We start from the raw sequence: 15,594 nt of genomic DNA on the forward strand, positions 1-15,594 counted from the left end.
CGGTCGCGCCGGAGGAGGACTCAGTCCCGAGGGCCGCCCGCGACGTAGAGCACCTGACCGGAGACGAACCCGGCGCCTTCGCTGGCGAAGAACGACGCAGCGTGGGCGATGTCCTCCGGGACACCGCCGCGCTTGACGGGGATCGCCTCGGCGTTGGCCTTGACGAACTCCTCCCAGTCCATACCGACGCGCTCGGCGGTCGCCTTGGTCATGTCGGTCTGGATGAATCCCGGGGCGATCGCGTTGGCGGTGACGCCGAACTTGCCGAGTTCGATGGCGAGGGTCTTGGTGAAGCCCTGCATGCCCGCCTTGGCGGCGGAGTAGTTCGACTGTCCCCGGTTGCCCAGGGCCGAGGTGCTCGACAGGTTCACGATGCGTCCCCACTTGGCCGCGACCATGTGCTCCTGGACGCCGCGTGCCATCAGGAACGCGCCGCGCAGGTGGACACCCATGACCGCGTCCCAGTCTCCGACCGACATCTTGAACAACAGGTTGTCGCGCAGGATCCCGGCGTTGTTGACCAGAACCGTGGGAGCACCGAGTTCGGAGGTGACCTTGGCGATGGCCGCGGTCACCGACTCCTCGTCGGCGACGTCGGCGCCGACCGCGAGGGCGGTTCCGCCCGCATCGGTGATCGCGGCGACCGTGTCCGCACTGGACTCCTCGGTCAGGTCGAGCACGGCGACGGCGAGGCCGTCGGAGGCCAGACGCGCCGCCACGGCTGCACCGATCCCTCGTCCTGCACCGGTAACAATTGCGGTTTTACGCTCGCTCACTGATCCACCTTTCGTCGACTGCCGGGCCTCTCAAGTTCTACCAGTGCGTAGGATCGGGCCCGATCCACATCCCTACCAGTGGAAACAGGAGTTGTATGTCTGCGCTGACAACCGATCTGGGGTCGCCCGGTCAGGCGGTTCCCACGGCTGTCCTCGTGCTCGCCGCAGGTGCGGGTACGCGAATGAAATCCACCGTCCCGAAGGTTCTGCACTCGATCGGCGGACGCACCCTGCTCGCGCACTCCCTGCACGCCGCCGCCGGACTCGACCCCGACCATCTCGTCGCGGTCGTCGGCCACGCACGCGAACGCGTCACCGCCGCCTGCGAGGAGGTGGCGACCGTGCTCGGCCGACCTGTCCCGACCGCGGTCCAGGAGACGCAGAACGGCACCGGGGGCGCGGTGCGCGCCGGACTCTCGGCTCTGCCCGCCGACTTCACGGGGGTGGTCGTCGTGACCGCCGCCGACGTCCCGTTGCTCTCCGGTGAGGCGCTGCGGACCCTGCGCGAACACCATGTCTCGACCGGGTCGCAGGTCACGCTGATGACCTCGACCGCACAGGACCCGACCGGTTACGGACGTGTGCTGCGCACCCAGGACGGCGAGGTCACCGAGATCGTCGAGGAACGCGACGCGACACCGCAGCAGCGACTGATCACCGAGGTGAACTCCGGCGTCTACGCATTCGACTCGTCCACACTTGCGGCCGCGCTGGCCGACCTCGACGACGACAACGCTCAGGGTGAGATCTACCTGACCGACGTCGTCGCGATCGCCCGCGGCATGGACAAGACGGTGCACGCCAACCGAATCGACGACGCCCTGCTGGTCGCCGGCTGCAACGACCGGTTGCAACTGAGCACCCTGGGAGCCGAGCTGAACCGGCGCGTGGTCGCCCGCCTCATGCTCGACGGCGTGACGGTGGTCGATCCGGCGACCACCTGGGTCGACGTCGAGGTCCGCGTCGCCGCGGACGTCACGCTGCTGCCGGGCACCCAACTGCACGGGACGACCGCGATCGCCGCACACGCCGTCGTCGGCCCCGACACCACGCTCACCGACGTCGAGGTCGGCGAGGGAGCAACCGTCGTCCGTACGCACGGCAGCGAGTCACGCATCGGTCCGGGCGCGCAGGTCGGCCCGTTCGCCTATCTGCGCCCGGGCACCGATCTGGGCGAGGGATCGAAGATCGGCACCTTCGTCGAGACGAAGAACGCCACCGTGGGCGCGGGGTCGAAGGTGCCGCACCTGACCTACGTCGGCGACGCGACCATCGGCGAGCAGTCGAACATCGGCGCCTCGAGCGTGTTCGTCAACTACGACGGGGTGTCGAAGAACCGCACCACCGTCGGCTCCTACTGCCGCACCGGCTCGGACAACATGTTCGTCGCTCCGGTGACCGTGGGTGACGGCGCGTACACCGGGGCCGGTACGGTGCTCAGGCAGGATGTTCCCCCGGGTGCCCTCGCGGTGTCGGGTGGGGCCCAGCGCAACATCGAGGGGTGGGTCGCCGAGAAGCGCCCCGACACCCCATCGGCACACGCGGCAGCGCGTGCTCAGGCAGCAGGCACCAACGGCGCGGGCGACGACGTGGCGCCCGGCACACCGACAGAGACGGACGAGCAGTGAACTGGACCACGGACAACCAGAAGAACCTGATGCTGCTCTCCGGTCGGGCACATCCCGAACTGGCCGAGGCGGTCTCCAAGGAACTCGGGGTCCCGGTCACCCCACAGACCGCCCGCGACTTCGCCAACGGGGAGATCTTCGTCCGGTTCGAGGACTCGGTCCGTGGATCGGATGCCTTTGTGCTGCAGAGCCATCCGGCTCCCCTGAACACCTGGCTGATGGAACAGCTCATCATGATCGACGCGCTCAAGCGCGGATCGGCCAAGCGCATCACCGCGATCCTGCCGTTCTACCCCTACGCACGCCAGGACAAGAAGCACCGCGGCCGTGAGCCGATCTCGGCCCGTCTCGTGGCCGACCTCCTCAAGACCGCGGGCGCCGACCGCATCATCACCGTCGACCTGCACACCGATCAGATCCAGGGCTTCTTCGACGGTCCGGTCGATCACATGCACGCCCAGGGGCAGCTCGCCGAGTACGTCAAGGACAAGTACGGCACCGAGAACGTGACCGTCGTGTCACCGGACTCCGGCCGTGTGCGGGTGGCCGAGAAGTGGGCCGACTCGTTCAACGGCGCGCCGCTGGCGTTCATCCACAAGACGCGAGATCCGTTGGTGCCCAACCAGGTCAAGTCCAACCGCGTGGTCGGTGACGTCGAGGGTCAGATCTGTGTCCTGATCGACGACATGATCGACACCGGTGGCACGATCGCGGGTGCCGTGCGCGTGCTCAAGGACGCAGGCGCCGGTGACGTCATCATCGCCACCACCCACGGGGTGTTCTCCGATCCGGCCGCCGAGCGTCTGGCGACCTGTGGCGCACGCGAGGTCATCGCCACCGACACCCTGCCGATCGCGCCGGAGAAGCGGTTCGAGAACCTCACGGTCCTCTCGATCGCCCCGCTCCTGGCCCAGACGATCCAGCAGGTCTTCGAGAACGGCTCGGTCACAAGCCTGTTCGACGGCAACGCCTGAGTCCCATCGTGTCCGCGACCATCTTCCACAACCCGAAGTGCTCGACGTCGCGGAAGGCACTCGCCCGGCTGCAGGAGGCGGGTGTCGAACCGGACATCGTCCGGTACCTCGACACCCCGCCGACCCGAGCCGAACTGGTTCGCCTCATCGCCGACGCCGGCATCGAGGTCCGCACCGCGGTGCGCAGGCGCGAGCCGTTGTTCGCCGAACTCGGTCTCGCCGACGCCTCGGATGACGCTCTGCTCGACGCGATGGCCGAACACCCGCGGCTCATCGAACGACCGTTCGTGGTCACCGACAAGGGGACGCGCCTGGCGCGGCCGGTCGAGTCGATCGACGAGATCCTCTAGCTCCTACCCGATCGGGCGCGGGGCGGGCAGCGGACGCTGGCTCGACGGCACCACGACAGCGATCAGCGCGCGCACGAACTTCCTCGCCATGTGGAGGTTGTCGAAGTAGTCGCGCCATCCGACGACCAGGCCGTCGCGGATCTCGAATCGACCGCACACCCAGAACTGCCAGTGGAACCGACCGAGGCTGATCTCGTCGATGCGTTCGGTCAGGACGGTGTTGCCGTCGGCGGAGACGTTGAGGAACCGCACGCCGAACCCGACCGGTCCGTCGAGACCGCGCAGCACCTTCACGGTGCCGGTGTGCCGGAGCGTCGGCAACCCGACGTTGGTGTAGACGATGTCGGGGTGCACGAGCGCGATCGCCGCGTCCGCGTCACCACGGGCCATGGCGGTGAGGAAGTCGACGGCCACGTCGGCCGCGGTCGGGATCGCTGTGGGGGTGCTCATCGTCTGATCGTCGCATGAACGCAGGTTCACGGCGGGGGCATGTGCGCCCGCATCGACGGGACCACCGCACCGAGGAGTCCACGGGAGATGGCCCGCATCAGCGCGATCCTCCCCATCTCGTCCTGCCAGCGGACGATCTTGCCGTCGTGGACCTCCGCGGTCCCCCGCACTGCGACCTGGATCCGCAGTCGACCCCGGATGAAGGCGTCGGTGCGTTCGGTGCGGACCGTGCTCCCGTCGCGGGTGACCCGATGGATGACGACGTCGAAACCCCACGACGAGCCGGCGATGCGGTGCAGATGGCGCATCACGGCCGCACGGCCGCGACGGGTGCCGGAATGGCCGACGCGGTACTCGACCTGCGGCGCGAGCATCTGCTCGGCGACGTCGGGATCGGCGAGCGCGAGGGATTCGAGGAACCGGATGGTCACGTCCTCGGGCGACCACAGCAGACAGTCGACGCCCGAGCCGCCACGCCGGGTGCGGTCGGGGTCGCTGCGCAGGGGATACACGCCTGCCATGCTCCGCCCGGTCCGCGACACGACCACCAACTCGACGTGACGCCTGGGCGAACAGTCGATGTGACAGGCCTGAGAATCGTCGGCTACGCTGTGCGACGTTGTCCCGGCGAGGGCGGATCCACAGTGGTCCCCGTTATCGGCGTGGCGGAGTTCTCCGTGTGGGCCCAGGTCCCGTGTGGAGGTCGCGGCCCGTTGTCCTCTCGCCCCGACCGACCCGACCACCACACGTTCAGGAGTACCTCATGGCCACCACGGCAAATCCGCTCACCGTCACCACGCGCACCGAGCGCGGCAAGGGTGCCGCCCGACGCGCGCGCCGTGCCGGCAACGTCCCCGCCGTCCTCTACGGCCACGGCACCGACCCCCAGCACCTCAGCCTCCCGGCGCTCGAACTGGCCGCGATCCTGCGTAACAACGGCACCAACGCCGTCATCGATCTCGACATCGAGGGCAGCAGCCAGCTCGCGCTGACCAAGCAGGTCGACGTCCACCCGGTGCGCAACTACATCGAGCACGTCGATCTCCTCGTCATCAAGCGCGGCGAGAAGGTCACCGTCGAGGTCACGATCATCGTCGAGGGCGATCCCGCCCCCGGCACCCTGGTCACCCAGGACGCCAACACCGTCGAGATCGAGGCCGACGTCATGTCGATCCCCGAGCAGATCGTCGTCTCGGTCGAGGATGCCCAGGTCGGCGTGACCGTCAGCGCCTCGGATCTCGAGCTGCCCGATGGCGTCACCCTCATCACCGATCCGGAGACCCTGATCGTCGCCGTCAACCAGGCGCCGACCCAGGAAGACCTCGAAGCCGAGCTCGACCAGGATCTGCTGCCCGACGAGCCCGCGGACGACGAGGACGCCGAGGGCGAGGGCGACGGCGACGCGGACTCCGAGTCCAAGGACGACTCGACCGACGAGTAGGTGCGTCTGGTCGTCGGTCCCGGGAATCCCGGGCCGCGCTACGCGGCCACTCGACACAACATCGGCATGACCGTCGCCGATGCGCTGGTCGAGCGGGCCTCGGAGCGGTACAAGGTGCACAAGCGGTCCGGCGCCGACATCGCGACGGTGTCGGTGGCCGGGACGTCTGTGCTCATCGCCCGACCACGGGTGTTCATGAACGAGGCCGGTCGCCAGATCGGACCGCTGGCCTCCTTCTTCTCCATCGCGCCCGACGACGTCATCGTCGTGCACGACGAACTCGACATCGATTTCGGTCACGTGCGTCTCAAGCGCGGTGGCGGCGAGGGCGGCCACAACGGATTGCGGTCGATCTCGGCGGCGCTCGGTTCACGCGACTACCTTCGGGTGCGTCTGGGTATCGGACGTCCGCCCGGACGCCAGGACCCGGCCGATTTCGTGCTCAAACCGTTTGCCTCAGCCCAGCGCTCCGAGGTGGACCTGTTGGTGGAGAACGGCATCGACGCCGTCGATCTGCTGCTCACGACAACGCTGGAAGAAGCCCAGAACCGCGTACACGCGTGGTGAGACGAACGAGGGGGATGCATGGTCGCCATCAAGGTCAACGAAGGTAATCCGAATGTCGCGATGCTGGGGATCGGCGCGTACCGCCCGACCCGGGTCGTGAGCAACGCCGAGGTGTGCGAGACGCTCGACTCCTCCGACGAGTGGATCTACGAGCGCAGCGGAATCCGCAACCGTCGCTACATCAGTGGTGACGAGACGGCGAAGTCCATGGCCATCACCGCGGCCGAGCGCGCGATCGAGAACTCCGGTGTGCCCAGGGAGAAGATCGGCGCGATCCTCCTGGCCACGCTGAGCTGGAAGACGAAGATCCCGCACGGTGCACCCCAGATCGCCTTCGAGCTGGGCATCAACGGCATCCCCGCGTTCGACATCGCCTCGGGCTGCGGCGGATTCGGCTACGGCCTGGGCATCGCGACCGACATGGTCCGCGCCGGCTCGGCCGAGTACGTGGTCGTCATCGGCGTGGAGACACTGTCGGTCGTGCTCGACCCCACCGACCGCAACACCGCCTTCATCTTCGGTGACGGCGCCGGTGCGGTGGTCGTCGGACCGAGCGAGGTCAACGGCATCTCCCCCACCGTGTGGGGCAGCGACGGCGAGAACGCCGAGGCCATCGGCCAGAGCTACGACATCATCGAGTACATGGACCGCGCCGAGGAGTTCCAGTCGCGCGATCCGCAGACCGATCCCGTCGAGCGCATGGTGGTCACCATGCAGGGATCGCGGGTCTTCCGCTGGGCGGCGATCACGCTGCCGAAGGCGCTGTCGTCGACGCTGGAGCTGTCCGGGGTGAGCGCCGAGGACATCGAGGTGTTCGTCCCGCACCAGGCCAATGCGCGCATCAACGAGTTGATGCGCAAGAACCTCGGTCTGCCCGACGATCTGCCGATGGCCAACGACATCGAGAACACCGGCAACACGTCGGCGGCCTCGATCCCGCTGGCGATGGAGGAGATGCTGGCCACCGGCAAGGCCAAGGGCGGCCAGACCGCGCTGCTTCTCGGTTTCGGCGCGGGCCTGAGCTACGCCGGCCAGGTCGTCACGCTGCCCCCGGCCCCGAAGATCACCAGTTTCTAGCGAATCGGAGCTCACGAGCTGAGCTCCACCTGTTGTCGGTCACAGTCTGCTAGGACTGTCCTTGTACACCTGCACAAATCGTTCACCTGATCACATCCGGGGTCGGACGCCGCAGGCAACCAGAGGACACCCGCATGACAGTGATCGCCGAACGCACCGGCACCAACAACATCGGGATCCTCGGGATCGGCGCCTATCGCCCGTCACGAGTCGTCACCAACGACGAGATCTGCGAGAAGATCGACTCGTCCGACGAGTGGATCTACACGCGCACCGGGATCAGAACACGGCGCTTCGCCGGTGTCGACGAGTCCGTCACCACGATGTCGGTGGACTGCGGGCTCAAGGCGATCGCGAACGCACTGCTACAACCCTCGGACATCGACGCGGTCATCATCGCGACCAACACCCACCTGTTGTTGACCCCGGCCGCCGCCACCGACGTCGCCCATCGGATCGGTGCCACAGGGGTCCCCGCGTTCGACATCACCGCGGGCTGCGCCGGGTTCGGTCACGCGATGGCGGTGGCCGCCGATCTGATCCGCGGCGGGAGTGCCGGACACGTCCTGGTCGTCGGCGCCGAACAGCTGTCGGTGGGTATCGACATGACCGATCGCGGCAACTGCTTCATCTTCGGCGACGGGGCCGGCGCCGTGGTCCTCGGGCCCGCCGATGAGCAGGGCGTCGGGCCCGTCGTGTGGGGCAGCGACGGTTCGCAATACAACGCGATCAAGCAAGACGTCGACTGGGCGACCTTCCTCCGCGGTGACCGTGAGCAGCAGCCGTTCCTGCGCATGGAGGGCACCGCGGTGTTCCGCTGGGCGGCGTTCGAGATGGGCAAGGCGGCGCAGCGCGCCCTCGAGGCCGCGAAGATCGGTGCCGAGGACCTCGACGTGTTCATCCCGCACCAGGCCAACGCCCGCATCAACGACCTGCTGGCCAAGAACCTGCATCTCCGTGAGGGCACCCCGGTGGCCAAGGACATCGAGTTCACCGGCAACACCTCGGCCGCCTCGATCCCCCTGGCGATGGAGAACATGCTCTCGACCGGCGAGGCCAAGCCCGGCCAGACCGCTCTGCTGCTCGGCTACGGCGCCGGACTCAGCTACGCCGCCCAGGTGGTGACCCTTCCCCCGGTCCCCTTCGAGTAGCTCGCTCCGTAGCAGTTCGTGTCGGTGCGCGACACGAACTGCTACGAACTCGGTTTTTGGTCTGACCTGCGCATTGAGTAGCCTCGACAGGTGAGTTCCAGTCCCGACACCGTCGCCCGCGAGGTCGCCCGTCGTCGAACCTTCGCCATCATCTCCCATCCCGACGCCGGCAAGTCCACGATGACCGAGGCGTTGGCTCTGCACGCCCGGATGATCTCCGAGGCCGGGGCCATCCACGGCAAGGCCGGACGGAAGTCGACCGTCTCGGACTGGATGGAGATGGAGAAGGCCCGCGGTATCTCGGTGAGTTCGACTGCCCTGCAGTTCAACTACGAGGGCAACGTCATCAACCTCGTCGACACCCCCGGTCACGCCGACTTCTCCGAGGACACCTATCGGGTGCTCACCGCCGTCGACGCCGCCGTCATGCTCATCGACGCCGCCAAGGGGCTCGAGCCCCAGACCCTCAAGCTGTTCCAGGTGTGTCGCCACCGCGGTGTGCCGGTGATCACCGTCATCAACAAGTGGGACCGGCCCGGCCGCTCCCCCCTCGAGTTGATCGACGAGATCAGCGAACGCATCGGTCTCACCCCCACCCCGCTGTTCTTCCCCGTGGGCATCGCCGGCGACTTCCGCGGCGTGCTCGACCGCCGCACCGGTGAGTACGTCCGCTTCACCCGTACCGCCGGCGGCGCGACCATCGCACCCGAGGAGTTCCTCGACGCCGAGCACGCGGCGCAGCGCGAGGGCAGCGACTGGGAGGCCGCCGTCGAGGAGAGTGACCTGCTCTCGGAGATGGGCCAGGACCACGACGAGGAACTGTTCCTCGCGGGTGAGACCTCGCCGATGATCTTCGCCTCCGCGGCACTGAACTTCGGTGTGCGCCAACTGCTCGAGGCACTCGTCGAGTTGGCGCCACCGCCCACCGGCCGTGAGGGCATCGACCACCACGAGCGGGAGGTCACCGACCCGTTCTCCGCCGTGGTGTTCAAGGTCCAGGCGGGGATGGACTCGTCGCACCGAGATCGCCTGGCCTACATGCGGATCGTCTCCGGCGAGTTCGAGCGCGGCATGGTCGTGACCCACGCGCAGACGGGCAAACCGTTCACCACCAAGTACGCACAGGCCGTGTTCGGACGAGACCGCTCCACCGTCGACACCGCCTACCCCGGCGACGTGGTGGGCCTGGTCAACGCGATGGCGCTGGCCCCCGGCGACACCCTGTACACCGACGATCTCGTGCAGTACCCCCCGATCCCGTCGTTCGCGCCCGAACACTTCGCCGTCCTGCGCGCGGAGAGTGCGGGCAAGTACAAGCAGTTCCGCAAGGCCATGGACCAGCTCGACTCCGAGGGCGTCGTCCAGGTGCTCCGCAACGAGGTGCGCGGCGACGCGTCACCCGTACTCGCGGCGGTCGGGCCGATGCAGTTCGAGGTCGTCACCGCCCGCATGAAGACCGAGTTCGGCGTCGAGACCTCCGTGCAGAACCTCCCGTACGGGCTCGCGCGGCGCACCGACGCCGAGAGCGCCGACGAACTGGGCCGACAGCGCGGGGTGGAGGTGTTCACCCGCACCGACGGCGCCATCCTCGCCCTGGTCAGCGACAGGTGGCGGCTGCAGTACATCGAGAAGGAACACCCGAAGCTGACTCTGGAACCCCTTGTCGCGGCTGCGGATTGAGCGAGTCCCGGTAGGCGTCCTCACACTGGTCGCCCTCCTCGCGTCCGGCTGCGCGTCGTCCACCACGGGCACGTCCCGCCCGCCCGCGAGGGTGACCACCCCGGTGGCATCGGCCCCGTCGTCGCCCGCCCGGACCGACGACCGCGTCGCCGAGGAGCGGTGTACCGAGAAGCCGCCGGCCGGTCAGCTCACCCAGGCGCCCGGCGGCGTCTCGTTCCGCACCGGACGCGTGTTCGTCGATGTGGCGCGACTCGCCCCCGCCGCGCCCGGTGAGGTCGCCGATCCCGATCCGGACACCGACGCCACCTCGGGCGACGGGTGTCACGAATTCCCCAAGTGGGGCAACGACGATCCCCTCGTTCCCCCGGACAGCGCGTTGTTCGTCTTCAAGAGCGAAGGCAAGAACGGTGTGCAGATCGAGGCACCGATCGCCGAGTTGGTGTCGCGACGAGACGTGACCGCGCAGATCGGCGTGGTGGCCGAGGGCAGATATTTCCAGGCCATCTCGTGCGCGCTGACGATGAGCTCGTTCACCGAGGACAGCGCCGCGGGATCGTTCACCTGTCCGAACGCCGTTCTCGTCCAGGCGAACCCGTTCCGACCCGACGACGCCATCGACCCGACCGATCAGTCACCGGAGCCGCAGGCGCCGATCCCCCCGATCGGGGTGCCGGGAACAGTGGCACCCGATGCGGCGTCGACGGCGGTGCTCTCCGGGTGGTTCGAACTCAGCCGTTGACGACGTCTCAGATGCTGCCGACGATCCGCTCGACCTCGGCCGGGTCGACGTCGTCGACCTGCGCGGGCGAGAACGCCGGGTTGCGGTCCTTGTCGACGAGGACCGCACGAACCCCCTCGGCGAAATCGGGAGTCGCGCAGATCCGTTCCGCGGCATGGAGTTCGCGCTCGAAGCACTGATCGAGCAGCGACGAGTCACCGATCTCGATCAACCGGGCCGCGACCATCAGGCTGGTCGGCGAGGCCGACTCCATCAACGACACCATCTGCGTGGCCCACTGCGCCTGCTGCTCCGACGCGCTCGACGCCGCACCGCGCAGACCGCCCAGGATCGCGGGGACCGAGCTGTCGGCGAAGTACTCGGCGATGTTCTTCAACGGGATCTCGGTCGGGGCCGGCGCCGACGAGGTGAGGACCTCGACCAGCGGAGCGCCCGAACGGATCGCCGCGGCCACCTCGGGGAGCCCCTCGGTCGGTACGTGGTGGGTGGCCAGGCCCACCGTGACGGCATCGGTACCGGTGATGCGGGCTCCGGTGAGCCCCAACCACATCCCGACACCTGCGGGCAGTCGCGGCAGGAAGTAGGTCGCACCGATGTCGGGGAAGAAGCCGATGGCCGTCTCCGGCATCGCCATCACGGCCTTGTCGGTGACGACCCGGACCTCACCGTGCACGCTGATCCCGAGACCGCCGCCCATCGCGGCTCCGTCGATCAGGGTGACGTAGGGCTTGGGGTAGTCGGCGATCAACTGATCGAGGGTGTACTCCGAGGCGAAGTAGTGGCTGATGGCCGCAGCGTTGCCGTCGACCGCGTTGTCCCGGATCGCCCGGATGTCACCGCCGGCGCAGAACGCCCGGTCCGACGCCGACGTCACGAGCACCGTCGACACCGACGGATCGTCCGCCCACCGGGTCAGCACCTCGTGCATGTCGTCGATCATCGACTGGTCGAGTGCGTTGAGCGCTCGTGGCCGATCGAGGACGATCTCGCCGACTCCGTTGGCAACCGAGGTCTGAATGTAGGACATGCAAGTACCGTACTATCCCCACTCTTCGGCGAGTTCCATCCATTCGACCTCGGCGGTCTCCTTCTCGGCCACGACGGCGGTCAGCTCGGCGTCGAGTTCGCGTAGACGTTGCGAGTCGGTGGCGGACTCGGCCAGCAGGGCGTGCAGTTCGGTCTCGCGCGCATCGAACTTCGCGATCTGACGCTCGAGCCGCTTCATGGCCTTCTGCGCATCCCGCTCGGCACCCGCATCACGGACCGGTGCGGCCGGCGCACCGTCCGAGCGGCCCACGACCGAGGACACCGGGGTGCTGTTGTCGCCCTGCCGCGCTCGTCGCTGCAGGTAGGACTCGATGCCGCCGGGCAGGTTCGTCAGTCCACCGTCGCCGAACAGCGCCCAGGTGCTGTCGCAGATCCGCTCGATCAGATATCGGTCGTGACTGATGACCACCATGGTCCCGGCCCAGCCGTCGAGGATGTCCTCGAGTTGCTGCAGGGTGTCGATGTCGAGGTCGTTGGTGGGCTCGTCGAGCAGCAACACGTTGGGCTGTGCCATCAGCACACGGGTCAGCTGCAGCCGCCGTCGCTCACCACCGGAGAGGTCCCCGACGGGAGTCCGCTGACGGGCCGGCGAGAAGCCGAGCCTCTCGGCGAGCTGGCCCGCCGAGATCTCCTTCTCCTGCTTCGTGCCTGCACCGATGGTGATGCGCCCGGCGACGTCCTCGACCGCCTCGAGCACCCGCATGTCGGTGGGCAGGTCGTCGAGTTCCTGACGCAGCCACCCGATGGACACGGTGGTGCCCTCCTTGCGACGACCGGGGTCGACGGGCACCTCACCGGCGAGGGCACGCAGCAGGGTCGTCTTGCCGGAGCCGTTGATGCCGACGAGACCGATCCGCTCGCCGGGCTGCAGACGCCAGGTCAGATCCTCGACCAGCACGCGGTCGTCCGGGGTGCGCAGGGTGGCGTCCTCGAGTTCGATGACGACGCGGCCGAGCCGACGCTTCGCGAAGCTCGACAACGCGACGCTGTCGCGGACCGGGGGCACGTCGGCGATGAGCTTCTCGGCCGCCTCGATCCGGTACTTGGGCTTCGACGTCCGGGCGGGCGGGCCGCGACGCAGCCACGCCAACTCCTTGCGGGCCAGGTTGCGCCGACGCTCCTCGGCCGCGTCGGCCAGACGGCCGCGCTCGGCACGGGCGTAGATCCAGTCGTTGTATCCGCCTTCGTATTCCGTGACCGACCCGTGCGCGACCTCCCAGGTGCGGGTGGCGACGGTGTCGAGGAACCAGCGATCGTGGGTGACGACCACGAGCGCGCTGCGACGGTTGACGACGTGGTCGGCGAGCCACTGCACACCCTCGACGTCGAGGTGGTTGGTGGGCTCGTCGAGGATCAGCAGGTCGAGGTCCTGGACCAGCGCGGCGGCCAGGGCGACTCTTCGGCGCTGTCCACCGGAGAGCTCGGAAACGCTGCGCTCGAGGCCCCCGTCGAGGCGGTCGATCCCGATGCCGGCGAGCACCGCGCGCACGCGCGCGTCCGACGCCCACTCGTGCTCGGGGATGTCGAGAGGTCCGAGGACGACGTCGCCCACGGTCGCCCCGGGCGGGAGCACGCCCCGCTGGGTGACCACGGCCATCCGCAGACCACCGACTCGCGACACGCGCCCGGAATCGGGTTCGGTGATGCCGGCGAGGATCTCGAGCATCGTGGTCTTGCCGCCGCCGTTGAGGCCGACCACGCCGATGCGCTGGCCTTCTTGCACACCGAGACTCACCGACTCGAGCAACGGCGCGATGCCGAAGCTCTTGCTGATCTTCTCGGCGTTGACGAGGTTGGTCATCGGATCCTGTCGTTGGTGTGTCGCCGGTACGGCGTCATCGGTCGTCGTCGACCCGGTGTGAACGGTCGTCGACGAGGTGTCATTGGTCGTCGTCGACGAGCCGCGCGCCGGGAACCGGACCCGAGGCGATGCGCACCGATCGGCACACCCCGGCCCCGGACAGTTCGGCGGCGACGTCGACGGCGTGGTCGGAGTCGGTGCACAGGAACACACACGTCGGCCCGGAACCCGAGACGATGCCGGCGATCGCACCGGCGTCGGTACCCGCTCGCAGCGTCCGGCGCAGGGGCGGCATCAGCGACACCGCGGCCGGCTGCAGGTCGTTGCGCAGCAGTGGCGCGAGCCGACGCGGGTCACCCGCGGCGAGCGCCTGCATCAGCTCGTCCGGATGCGAGGCGCGGGAAAGGGATTCGTTGCGGCGCAGACTGTCGAGCTCGCGGTACACGTCCGGTGTGCTGAGACCGCCGCCGGCGATCGCGATGACCCAGTGGAACTCACCGCGCGACAGCACGCTCATCAGGTTCTCACCGCGTCCACTGCCCAGGGCCGTACCGCCGTGCAGCGAGAACGAGACGTCGCTGCCGAGATCGGCGGCCATGGCGTACATCTCGTCGCGCGTGGGTTCGACGCGCCACAACCGGGCCAGGCCGACCAACACGGCGGCGGCGTCGGCACTCCCGCCGGCCATGCCGCCCGCGACCGGTATGCCCTTGGTGATCTCGATGGCGACCTCGCCGGAGTGTCCGGTCACCGCGGCCATGGCGTCGACGGCCGCCCACGCCAGGTTCCGGTGATCGGTCGGAACGACGGCGGCGTTGTCGCCGCGAACGGTGATGCTGCGTGCGTCGGCGGACACGATCGAGATCTCATCGGTCAGCGACACGGCCTGGAAAACCGTCTCCAACTCGTGGTAGCCGTCATCGCGCAGGTCACCGACACCGAGGTGCAGGTTGATCTTGGCGGGGACCCGGACTGTGACCGGGCGGGGAACGACGGAGAGCACGACTGCCAAGACTACTGGGCGCGGCGAGCTAGGACGAACCGGCGAGGCGCACGAAATCGGCCACCTCGAGGCGTTCGCCGCGTAGCGACGGGTCGATGTCGGCGGCCCGGAGTCGGCGTTCGGCCTCCGTCGCCGACCCGGCCCACCCGGCCAGCGCGGCGCGCAACGTCTTGCGGCGCTGGGCGAAGGCGGCGTCGATGACCGCGTAGACCGGACGTCGCGTCGCGTCGTCGGTGGCCCACGGCATCTCGAGGCGGTCGACGCGCACCAGCCCGGATTCCACCTTCGGCTCGGGCCAGAAGACGCCGGCGCCGACGGTTCCGGCCCGTTTCACGGTGCCGAAGAACCGGGCCTTGACGCTCGGCACCCCGTAGATACGCCCGCCGGGACCGGCCGCGAGGCGTTCGGCCACCTCGAGCTGCACCATCACCAGCACGGTCCGGATGGACGGAAAGGTGGCGAGGAGATGCAGCAGGACCGGCACCGCGACGTTGTACGGGAGGTTGGCCACCACGGCGGTCGGGGCGGCGGGCAGATCGTCGGCCGCGATGCTCAGCGCATCGGCCTCGACGACGGTGAGTCGGTCGGCGTGATCGGGGGCGTACTCTGCCACCGTCGTCGGCAATGCCCCCGCCAACACCGGATCGATCTCCACCGCCATCACCGCACCGACGACGCCCAACAGCGCCAGGGTGAGTGAACCCAATCCCGGTCCGACCTCGAGAACGACGTCGTCGGAGTCGACGCCTGCGGCGGCCACGATCCGACGCACGGTGTTGCCGTCGTGGACGAAGTTCTGCCCGAGTGTCTTGGTCGGACGGATCCCGAGCTCCTCGGCGAGGGTCCGGACCTGGACCGGCCCGAGCAGACGCGGTGGTGTGGGACTCAGCGAAGGCCCCCGCCGGAGGCG

General features: G+C 68.6%; 16 protein-coding genes. 9 read left to right on the plus strand and 7 right to left on the minus strand.

Annotated features, from left to right (window positions below):
• Positions 1–20: 20 nt before the first annotated feature.
• Positions 21–776: an SDR family oxidoreductase gene (locus tag IEV93_RS15500; protein WP_188490878.1), complete on the minus strand. Its 756-nt coding sequence runs from the start codon at positions 774–776 to the stop codon at positions 21–23.
• A gap of 95 nt (positions 777–871) precedes the next feature.
• Between IEV93_RS15500 and glmU the strand changes: the two genes are divergently transcribed.
• From glmU to arsC, 3 genes are read left to right on the plus strand one after another with little or no spacing between them, the layout of a single operon-like run.
• Positions 872–2,404: a bifunctional UDP-N-acetylglucosamine diphosphorylase/glucosamine-1-phosphate N-acetyltransferase GlmU gene (gene glmU, locus IEV93_RS15505; RefSeq protein ID WP_188490879.1), complete on the plus strand. Its 1,533-nt coding sequence runs from the start codon at positions 872–874 to the stop codon at positions 2,402–2,404.
• Entirely contained in the window at positions 2,401–3,378 is a 978-nt protein-coding gene (locus tag IEV93_RS15510; RefSeq protein ID WP_188490880.1) for a ribose-phosphate diphosphokinase, read from the plus strand. Before glmU ends, IEV93_RS15510 begins: the two co-directional genes overlap by 4 nt.
• Before the next feature lie 8 nt (positions 3,379–3,386).
• Positions 3,387–3,728, plus strand: coding sequence for an arsenate reductase (glutaredoxin) (gene arsC, locus IEV93_RS15515; RefSeq protein ID WP_188490881.1), 342 nt, complete (start codon positions 3,387–3,389; stop codon positions 3,726–3,728).
• Positions 3,729–3,731: 3 nt separating this feature from the next.
• On the opposite strand, the gene IEV93_RS15520 is transcribed toward arsC, so the two are convergent.
• Both IEV93_RS15520 and IEV93_RS15525 read right to left on the minus strand, forming a co-directional pair.
• Positions 3,732–4,178, minus strand: coding sequence for a limonene-1,2-epoxide hydrolase family protein (locus IEV93_RS15520; protein ID WP_188490882.1), 447 nt, complete (start codon positions 4,176–4,178; stop codon positions 3,732–3,734).
• Positions 4,179–4,204: 26 nt separating this feature from the next.
• Positions 4,205–4,699: a limonene-1,2-epoxide hydrolase family protein gene (locus IEV93_RS15525; protein ID WP_188490883.1), complete on the minus strand. Its 495-nt coding sequence runs from the start codon at positions 4,697–4,699 to the stop codon at positions 4,205–4,207.
• A gap of 242 nt (positions 4,700–4,941) precedes the next feature.
• Between IEV93_RS15525 and IEV93_RS15530 the strand changes: the two genes are divergently transcribed.
• The 6 genes from IEV93_RS15530 to IEV93_RS15555 all read left to right on the plus strand — a co-directional run bounded on the left by IEV93_RS15530 (position 4,942) and on the right by IEV93_RS15555 (position 10,833).
• Positions 4,942–5,619 carry a 50S ribosomal protein L25/general stress protein Ctc gene (locus IEV93_RS15530; RefSeq protein ID WP_188490884.1) on the plus strand — a complete coding sequence of 226 codons (678 nt, stop codon included), beginning with the start codon at positions 4,942–4,944 and terminating at the stop codon, positions 5,617–5,619.
• Complete coding sequence (gene pth, locus IEV93_RS15535) at positions 5,620–6,186, plus strand: aminoacyl-tRNA hydrolase (protein ID WP_188490885.1); 567 nt, start codon at positions 5,620–5,622, stop codon at positions 6,184–6,186. It abuts the gene before it with no gap.
• Between the two features lie 18 nt (positions 6,187–6,204).
• On the plus strand, positions 6,205–7,263 hold the full coding sequence (locus tag IEV93_RS15540) for a beta-ketoacyl-ACP synthase 3 (protein ID WP_188490886.1): 1,059 nt from the start codon (positions 6,205–6,207) through the stop codon (positions 7,261–7,263).
• A 134-nt stretch (positions 7,264–7,397) separates the two neighbouring features.
• A complete protein-coding gene (locus IEV93_RS15545) occupies positions 7,398–8,414 on the plus strand; it encodes a beta-ketoacyl-ACP synthase III (RefSeq protein WP_188490887.1) in 1,017 nt (338 codons plus the stop codon).
• A gap of 90 nt (positions 8,415–8,504) precedes the next feature.
• Positions 8,505–10,094: a peptide chain release factor 3 gene (locus IEV93_RS15550; RefSeq protein ID WP_188490888.1), complete on the plus strand. Its 1,590-nt coding sequence runs from the start codon at positions 8,505–8,507 to the stop codon at positions 10,092–10,094.
• A gap of 103 nt (positions 10,095–10,197) precedes the next feature.
• Positions 10,198–10,833 carry a hypothetical protein gene (locus tag IEV93_RS15555; RefSeq protein WP_188490889.1) on the plus strand — a complete coding sequence of 212 codons (636 nt, stop codon included), beginning with the start codon at positions 10,198–10,200 and terminating at the stop codon, positions 10,831–10,833.
• Between the two features lie 7 nt (positions 10,834–10,840).
• On the opposite strand, the gene IEV93_RS15560 is transcribed toward IEV93_RS15555, so the two are convergent.
• The 4 genes from IEV93_RS15560 to rsmA all read right to left on the minus strand — a co-directional run bounded on the left by IEV93_RS15560 (position 10,841) and on the right by rsmA (position 15,573).
• A complete protein-coding gene (locus IEV93_RS15560; RefSeq protein ID WP_188490890.1) occupies positions 10,841–11,860 on the minus strand; it encodes an enoyl-CoA hydratase/isomerase family protein in 1,020 nt (339 codons plus the stop codon).
• Positions 11,861–11,872: 12 nt separating this feature from the next.
• Positions 11,873–13,681, minus strand: coding sequence for an ABC-F family ATP-binding cassette domain-containing protein (locus IEV93_RS15565; RefSeq protein ID WP_188490891.1), 1,809 nt, complete (start codon positions 13,679–13,681; stop codon positions 11,873–11,875).
• Between the two features lie 79 nt (positions 13,682–13,760).
• Positions 13,761–14,684, minus strand: a complete 924-nt coding sequence (locus IEV93_RS15570) for a 4-(cytidine 5'-diphospho)-2-C-methyl-D-erythritol kinase (protein WP_188490892.1) — start codon at positions 14,682–14,684, stop codon at positions 13,761–13,763.
• A gap of 28 nt (positions 14,685–14,712) precedes the next feature.
• Entirely contained in the window at positions 14,713–15,573 is an 861-nt protein-coding gene (gene rsmA / locus IEV93_RS15575) for a 16S rRNA (adenine(1518)-N(6)/adenine(1519)-N(6))-dimethyltransferase RsmA (protein WP_188491627.1), read from the minus strand.
• Positions 15,574–15,594 lie beyond the last annotated feature (21 nt).

It is taken from the genome of Williamsia phyllosphaerae, assembly GCF_014635305.1.
Classification (GTDB): Bacteria; Actinomycetota; Actinomycetes; order Mycobacteriales; family Mycobacteriaceae; genus Williamsia_A; species Williamsia_A phyllosphaerae.

Coding starts and splice junctions, on each gene's coding strand:
- IEV93_RS15565 (WP_188490891.1), bottom strand. CDS start 13,681: ATGACCAACCTCGTCAACGCCGAGAAGATCAGCAAGAGCTTCGGCATC.
- IEV93_RS15540 (WP_188490886.1), top strand. CDS start 6,205: ATGGTCGCCATCAAGGTCAACGAAGGTAATCCGAATGTCGCGATGCTG.
- IEV93_RS15545 (WP_188490887.1), top strand. CDS start 7,398: ATGACAGTGATCGCCGAACGCACCGGCACCAACAACATCGGGATCCTC.
- IEV93_RS15530 (WP_188490884.1), top strand. CDS start 4,942: ATGGCCACCACGGCAAATCCGCTCACCGTCACCACGCGCACCGAGCGC.
- IEV93_RS15520 (WP_188490882.1), bottom strand. CDS start 4,178: ATGAGCACCCCCACAGCGATCCCGACCGCGGCCGACGTGGCCGTCGAC.
- IEV93_RS15560 (WP_188490890.1), bottom strand. CDS start 11,860: ATGTCCTACATTCAGACCTCGGTTGCCAACGGAGTCGGCGAGATCGTC.
- IEV93_RS15525 (WP_188490883.1), bottom strand. CDS start 4,699: ATGGCAGGCGTGTATCCCCTGCGCAGCGACCCCGACCGCACCCGGCGT.
- glmU (WP_188490879.1), top strand. CDS start 872: ATGTCTGCGCTGACAACCGATCTGGGGTCGCCCGGTCAGGCGGTTCCC.